This is a genomic window from Streptomyces sp. NPDC002324 (genome assembly GCF_053593335.1).
Genome location: NZ_JBSFCF010000010.1, coordinates 248,280 through 254,653 on the forward strand (window position 1 = coordinate 248,280; position 6,374 = coordinate 254,653).

At 71.8% G+C, this 6,374-nt stretch carries 6 protein-coding genes and 1 pseudogene; 6 read left to right on the plus strand and 1 reads right to left on the minus strand.

All coding sequences use genetic code 11. The features are described from left to right. Positions 1 to 41: 41 nt before the first annotated feature. Together ACWCRJ_RS16720 and ACWCRJ_RS16725 are read left to right on the plus strand one after the other, a co-directional pair. On the plus strand, positions 42 to 416 hold the full coding sequence (locus tag ACWCRJ_RS16720) for a hypothetical protein (protein ID WP_450939963.1): 375 nt from the start codon (positions 42 to 44) through the stop codon (positions 414 to 416). A 140-nt stretch (positions 417 to 556) separates the two neighbouring features. Then, positions 557 to 1,435 carry a spermidine synthase gene (locus ACWCRJ_RS16725; RefSeq protein WP_450939964.1) on the plus strand — a complete coding sequence of 293 codons (879 nt, stop codon included), beginning with the start codon at positions 557 to 559 and terminating at the stop codon, positions 1,433 to 1,435. A gap of 132 nt (positions 1,436 to 1,567) precedes the next feature. Here ACWCRJ_RS16725 and ACWCRJ_RS16730 read toward each other — a convergent pair whose 3' ends face one another. Then, entirely contained in the window at positions 1,568 to 2,113 is a 546-nt protein-coding gene (locus ACWCRJ_RS16730) for a hypothetical protein (protein ID WP_450939965.1), read from the minus strand. A 131-nt stretch (positions 2,114 to 2,244) separates the two neighbouring features. Between ACWCRJ_RS16730 and ACWCRJ_RS16735 the strand changes: the two genes are divergently transcribed. From ACWCRJ_RS16735 to ACWCRJ_RS16750, 4 genes and pseudogenes are all read left to right on the plus strand, one after another. Then, a complete protein-coding gene (locus ACWCRJ_RS16735) occupies positions 2,245 to 2,949 on the plus strand; it encodes a response regulator transcription factor (RefSeq protein ID WP_450939966.1) in 705 nt (234 codons plus the stop codon). Continuing rightward, positions 2,946 to 4,373 (plus strand): sensor histidine kinase, encoded by a 1,428-nt coding sequence (locus ACWCRJ_RS16740; protein ID WP_450939967.1) that lies wholly within the window; start codon positions 2,946 to 2,948, stop codon positions 4,371 to 4,373. Before ACWCRJ_RS16735 ends, ACWCRJ_RS16740 begins: the two co-directional genes overlap by 4 nt. Positions 4,374 to 4,634: 261 nt before the next feature. Continuing rightward, the gene (locus ACWCRJ_RS16745; RefSeq protein WP_450939968.1) at positions 4,635 to 5,945 is read left to right on the plus strand and encodes an ABC transporter substrate-binding protein; all 1,311 of its coding nucleotides are present in this window, start codon (positions 4,635 to 4,637) and stop codon (positions 5,943 to 5,945) included. Positions 5,946 to 5,993: 48 nt separating this feature from the next. After that, a pseudogene (locus ACWCRJ_RS16750) lies at positions 5,994 to 6,374 on the plus strand (sugar ABC transporter permease); the annotation flags it as partial.

Genomic DNA, 6,374 nt, shown 5'->3' on the forward strand with positions numbered 1-6,374 from the left:
CGACGCGTTGGGCAGGGGGCTGGTAGGCGTGGGAGGCCCGGATGAAGAACCACCAACCCCGTTCCGAGTGCGACCTGGTGACCGTGCCCGCGCGGCAGGGGCTGGAGGCGGTCGACATCCTCCGCCGGGGCGCCCTCGACGTGGTGGGGCCCGTCATGGCGGTCGGACCCGTACTGCACGACGACACCTGCGACACCCTCGGGTTCCTGGTGCCGCCCGGTACGGCCGACGCGTGGGACGTGCCGGGGAGCACGTGCACGCAGAGCGACGGGCGGGGGGCGGTGCTGGCTCCTCCGGAGGGTGCGGACTGGTTGTTGCCGCCGGGGGAGGCGGACCTCGCGACGGATCCGGCGGTGCTGCGCGCCGCGCTGGGCGAGGCGGCGCGGTTGATCGAGGCCGCGGACAATTGTCAGTGAGGTGCGCCCGGTCGCCGTAGGGGTTCTGTGCGGCGGCGGGTGCCGGTACGTCGTGGCTTGTCGCGCAGTTCCCCGAGCCCCTGAAGGGGCGCCCCCGGCGCCCGGCGCGCACCGGGTGCCCCGCGTCCGATAATGAGTTCATGGGCAGGTCGAAGAAGGGGCAGGGGCAGGGGCGGCGCGGGCAGGACGTGGGCGCCGTGGTCGAGGAGGTCGACGGGGGGCTCGCCGAGCTGCTGCCGGACCGGGACCGGCCCCGGGCGTGGACGTTGCTGGTCGACGGGGCGCCGCAGTCGCACGTCGATCTCGACGATCCCGCGTATCTGTCGTTCGAGTACCAGCGCCGGCTCGGGCACGTCATCGATCTCGTCGCCCCGGCCGGGCGGCCCGTGCACGCCGTGCACCTCGGCGGAGGCGCCTTCACCCTCGCCCGGTACGTCGCCGCCACGCGCCCCCGCTCCACCCAGCAGGTCGTCGAGCGGGACGCGGCCCTCGTCCGACTGGTCCGGCGCGAACTGCCCCTGGACCCCAACGCGCGCGTACGGGTGCGGTCCACGGACGCGCGCGAGGGGCTCGCGAAGGTGCCCGACGGATGGGCGGACCTGGTCATAGCGGACGTGTTCAGCGCGGCGCGCACCCCGGCGCATCTGACGTCGACGGAGTTCCTCACGGAGGTGCGACGGGTGGTCAAACCCGACGGGTACTACGCCGCCAACCTCGCCGACGGCCCGCCGCTGGCCCATCTGCGCGGCCAGATCGCCACCGCCGCCGTGGTCTTCCCGGAACTGGCGCTGATCGCCGACCCCACCGTGCTGCGGGGCAGACGGTTCGGCAACGCGGTCCTCGTCGCCTCCGGCCTGCCCGTGCCCGTCGCCGAACTGACCCGCCGCGCCGCCTCCGACCCGCATCCCGGCCGGGTCGAACACGGCAGGGCGCTCACCGACTTCACCGGCGGCGCGCAGCCGGTGACGGACGCGGGCGCGGTGGCCTCACCCGCGCCGCCGTCGTCGGTGTTCCGCTGAGGTTTCCTGATTTCCAGAAGTAACGGCCCTGAGCGCGCCGCTTCGTGGACGCGCCGGCCCGGGGGGACGCGCCGGATCGCGTGAGGCGCCGGATCGCGGCAGGGGCCGGATCGCGGGTGGGGTCGCTCCTCCTCAGAAGTTCTGCACGTCGACCCGGGGCGCGCTGTCGTGCCAGGTGCAGAACACCGACACCCGGTCCGCGCCGGCGGCGAAGTCGACCCGGATCCAGGTCTCCGTCTTCCACACCTGCATCGACCAGCCCGAGCCGGGCGTCGCCGACACGAGGGTGGCGTACCGCTCGCCGAGCGAGAGGACGACCCGGCCGCCCTCGGTGTCGTACGCCTTGATCTCGCCCGGGTCGGCCGGGGCGCCGGTGCTCGGACCGGGGCCGGGCTCCGAGGACCCCGGCGGCTTCGAGGGGGTGGGGGACGGCTCGTCCGCGTCGCGCTTCGCCGGCGCCTTCGTGCTCTTCGGCGGCTCCGGAAGGGCCGCCGTGGTGACCGGCGTCGGGGCTGCCTCGGCCCGTGCGTCGGCGGCCGTGATGGGCAGGGCGCGGGGCGGGTCGTAGGCCGTGCCGGCCATCACCGTGTGGACGCCCCACCACGTCACCGTGACCGCCGCGCCCGTGGCGAGCAGCCAGGCCAGTACGTGTAGGAGTCCTCTGCGCATCGCGGCCATCCTGCCCCACGCGCCCCGGCGGTGTCGTGGGGCGGGGGGCCACCGGTCCGTTCACGGGCCCGCGCGCGGGGCTCCCGCGAGTTGTCCACAGGCCCCGACCGGGCTCCCGCGCATGGCGTACGGTGCGGCGCATGGCAAGTGTGCTCGTGGTCGAGGACGACCCGTTCGTACGCTCGGCGCTGATCAGGCATCTGACGGACGCCGCGCACACCGTGCGCAGCGTCGGTACGGCCCTGGAGGCGTTGCGCGAGGTCGCGCACGTCCGTTTCGACGTGGTCGTCCTCGACCTCGGGCTGCCGGACCTCGACGGCTCGGAGGCGCTGAAGATGCTGCGCGGCATCACGGACGTCCCGGTGATCATCGCGACGGCGAGGGACGACGAGGCGGAGATCGTCCGCCTGTTGAACGCGGGCGCTGACGACTACCTGACCAAGCCGTTCTCGGTCGAGCACCTGTCCGCCCGGATGGCGGCCGTGCTGCGCCGCTCCCGCGCCGTCGCCGGTGCGGGGCCCTCTTCCACGGTCATCCGGGTCGGCGGCCTCGCGATCGACCCGCTGCGCCGTCAGGCCGAGCTGGACGGCGTACGACTCGACCTCACCCGGCGTGAGTTCGACCTGCTCGCGTTCCTGGCCGGGCGGCCCGGTGTGGTCGTCGCGCGCAGGGAGCTGCTGGCCGAGGTGTGGCAGCAGTCGTACGGGGACGACCAGACCATCGATGTGCATCTGTCGTGGCTGCGGCGGAAGTTGGGGGAGACGGCGGCCAAGCCGCGCTATCTGCACACGCTGCGCGGGGTCGGCGTGAAGCTGGAGCCGCCGGGGGCGGGAGCGCGACCATGAGGTGGGCCCTGGTCAAGGTGTGCCTGGCGGTGACGGCGATGGTCGTGGTGGCCTTCGCGGTGCCGCTGGGGCTGGTCGTCAAGGAGATGGCACGGGACCGGGCCTTCTCCCATGCCGAGCGGGAGGCCGCCGCGATCGCCCCGGCGCTCTCCATCACCACCGACCGGGAGCAGCTGGAGCGGGTCGTCGCCTCGGCCGGCTCCGACGACGGGATGGCGGTGCACCTGCCGGCGGACGGCACGGGGACCGCCACGCTCGACCTGGGCCGGCAACGGGCGTCGGACCGGGACATCGCGACGGTCCGGAAGCTGGGCCGGGCCTCCACCGCGCGGGTGCCCGGCGGGTACACGCTGCTCCAGCCGACCGCGATCGGCTCCGGCGCGATAGCGGTGGTGGAGGTGTACGTGCCCGCGTCGGAGGTGAGCCGGGGGCTCGCCACGGCGTGGGCGGTGCTCGCCGGGGTGGGTGCCCTGCTGATCGTCGGCTCGGTGGCGGTGGCCGACCGGCTCGGGGTGCGTATGGTCCGGCCCGCGCGGCGGCTGGTGGAGAGCGCGCGCGAACTGGGGGAGGGGCAGCTGGGCGTGAGGGTTCCGGAGAAGGGGCCGAAGGAGCTGCGCCTGGCGGCGACGGCCTTCAACGCGATGGCCGACCAGGTGGTGCAGCTGCTGGCGAACGAGCGGGAGCTGGCGGCGGATCTGTCGCACCGGCTGCGCACACCACTGACCGTGCTGCGGCTCAACGCGGCCTCGCTCGGCGACGGGCCGGCCGCCGAGCAGACGCGGGCGGCGGTCGAGCAGCTGGAGCGCGAGGTCGACACGATCATCCGTACGGCGCGGGAGGCCAAGCCCCGGACGGCGGTGGCGGGGCCCGGCGCCGGGTGCGACGTGGCCGAGGTGGTCCGGGAGCGGATGGCGTTCTGGTCGGCGCTCGCGGAGGACGAGGGCCGCACGTGGCGGGTGGCCGGGGTCGAGCGTCCCGTCCGCATACCTGTCGCCCGGGCCGACCTGGCCGCCGCGCTGGACGCCCTCCTCGGCAACGTCTTCCGGCACACGGACCAGGGCACGGCCTTCGCGGTGGACGTGCACGACGGCGAGGACGCGGTGATCGTCCTGGTCTCCGACGCGGGGCCGGGCATCGCCGATCCCGAGGCCGCCATGGCCCGTGGGCGGGGCTCCGGCAGCGACGGCTCGACCGGTCTCGGCCTGGACATCGTGCGCAGGCTCGCCGAGTCGACGGGCGGTGACGTCCGCCTCGGGTCGTCGGTGCTGGGCGGCACCGAGGTGCGGATCTGGATCCAGCCCGACGGGGGCGGGGCGGCGGGAGGCGGCAGGGCGCCGGTGCGGAGGGGGCGTCGTGGCGTGGCGATACGCCGCCGCAAACACTTCGGAATGGCCTCCGCGCGGGTGGGGGACGGCGGTGGCTGACCTCGGTGGGCGATCTTGCGCGATCACGTGCCCATGGACGCGATCCCGTCCTGGTGTGACGCGAGTCACGTATGTGTCGGTCACGTTTCGACATCCAGGGATTACGTTTCAACAAAGGGGGACAAGAAGTCTTGACGCATGACATGACATAGAGCTGTTATGGCGGCCACCGATGTTCGGTCGAGTTGGTTTCTGATTGTTTTCGATCAGTCACCGGCGAGGGCCATTGAGACCGAACGACCTGTCCCCAGGGAGCCGTACATGCACCTCACACCTTCCGGTCTCTCCGTCCCCGGCCCGAGCCGCCGCACTGTGCTGCGCGGCGTCGGCGGGGCGGTGGCGCTCGGCGCTGGAGTCCCCCTGCTCAGCGCCTGTGGCGGCAGTGGCAGCTCGGCCGGTGACTCGAAGACCGTCTCGCTCGGCTCCAACGCGTCGGACGCGGTGCCGAAGAAGGCGTTCGCCGAGATCTACGCGGCGTTCAAGAAGCAGTCCGGGATCGCGGTCGACGTGAACACCAAGGACCACAACACGTTCCAGGAGCAGATCAACTCCTACCTCCAGGGCACCCCGGACGACGTGTTCCACTGGTTCGCGGGCTACCGCATGCAGTTCTTCGCGGCCAAGGGCCTCGCCAGCCCGATCGACGACGTGTGGGACAAGATCGGCGGCAACTTCCCCGACGCGATGAAGAAGCTCAGCAAGGGGGCGGACGGCAAGTACTACTTCGTGCCGCTGTACACCTACCCCTGGGCGCTCTTCTACCGCAAGAGCGTCTTCCAGGAGAAGGGCTACGAGGTTCCCACCACGTGGGACCAGCTGATCGCCCTGTGCAAGCAGATGCAGAAGGACAAGCTCGTCCCGATCGCCTTCGGCGACAAGGACGCGTGGCCGGCGATGGGCACCTTCGACCAGCTCAACTTCCGCACCAACGGCTACGACTTCCACGTCGAGCTGATGGCGGGCAAGGCGTCCTGGACCGACGCCAAGGTCCGCAAGGTCTTCGACAACTGGAGCGAGCTGCTGCCGTACCACCAGGAGGGCGCCGTCGGCCGTACCTGGCAGGACGCCGCGCAGACCCTGGTGTCGAAGAAGGCGGGCATGTACCTGCTGGGCACCTTCGTGGGCCAGCAGTTCACCAACAAGGCCGACCTGGACGACCTGGACTTCTTCGCCTTCCCGGAGATCGACCCGGCGTACGGCCAGGACACCGTCGAGGCCCCGACCGACGGCTACATGATGAGCAAGGCCCCGAAGAACAAGTCCGGCGCGGCCAAGCTCATGGAGTTCCTCGGCACCCCCGAGGCCGAGCAGATCTACCTCAAGGCCGACCCGAACGTGGTCGCCGCCTCCACGAAGGCGGACACCTCCTCGTACTCGCCGCTGCAGAAGAAGGCGTACGAGATGATCTCGGGCGCCAAGAGCCTCACCCAGTTCATGGACCGTGACAGCCGCCCCGACTTCACCTCCACGGTGATGCAGCCGGCGCTGCAGAAGTTCATCCGCGACCCCAAGGGCGTCGACAGCCTGCTCTCGTCCATCGAGCGCCAGAAGAAGACGATCTTCGCGTCCTGACGACCGTCCTGACGATCGACCGTCCTCACGACTGGATGACCTCCTGACATGACGACCACCCCCACCGAGAGCCCGGAGGCGGCCACGCCGCCTCCGGGCTCCGGCCCTGCCGCGAAAACCGCACAGACCGGGAAGTCCGCGAAGGTGCCCCAGGGGCACCGGCGGCTCCTCACCCGCCGGGACAGGCTCACGCTGGGCGTGATGGCGGGTCTGCCGACGTTCCTGCATGTCGCCCTGGTCTGGGTGACGGCCTTCGCGTCGATCCTGCTGGCCTTCACCACCTGGGACGGCATCGGCTTCGACTCCATCAAGTGGGTCGGGCTGCACAACTTCGAGGAACTGTTCACCAACAACCCGCAGTTCTGGCCCGCCGTCGAGCACAACATCATCTGGTTCGTCGCGCTGATCCTGATCCCGACGCCGCTCGGC

Coding starts and splice junctions, on each gene's coding strand:
- ACWCRJ_RS16735 (WP_450939966.1), top strand. CDS start 2,245: ATGGCAAGTGTGCTCGTGGTCGAGGACGACCCGTTCGTACGCTCGGCG.
- ACWCRJ_RS16720 (WP_450939963.1), top strand. CDS start 42: ATGAAGAACCACCAACCCCGTTCCGAGTGCGACCTGGTGACCGTGCCC.
- ACWCRJ_RS16730 (WP_450939965.1), bottom strand. CDS start 2,113: ATGGCCGCGATGCGCAGAGGACTCCTACACGTACTGGCCTGGCTGCTC.
- ACWCRJ_RS16740 (WP_450939967.1), top strand. CDS start 2,946: ATGAGGTGGGCCCTGGTCAAGGTGTGCCTGGCGGTGACGGCGATGGTC.
- ACWCRJ_RS16725 (WP_450939964.1), top strand. CDS start 557: ATGGGCAGGTCGAAGAAGGGGCAGGGGCAGGGGCGGCGCGGGCAGGAC.
- ACWCRJ_RS16745 (WP_450939968.1), top strand. CDS start 4,635: ATGCACCTCACACCTTCCGGTCTCTCCGTCCCCGGCCCGAGCCGCCGC.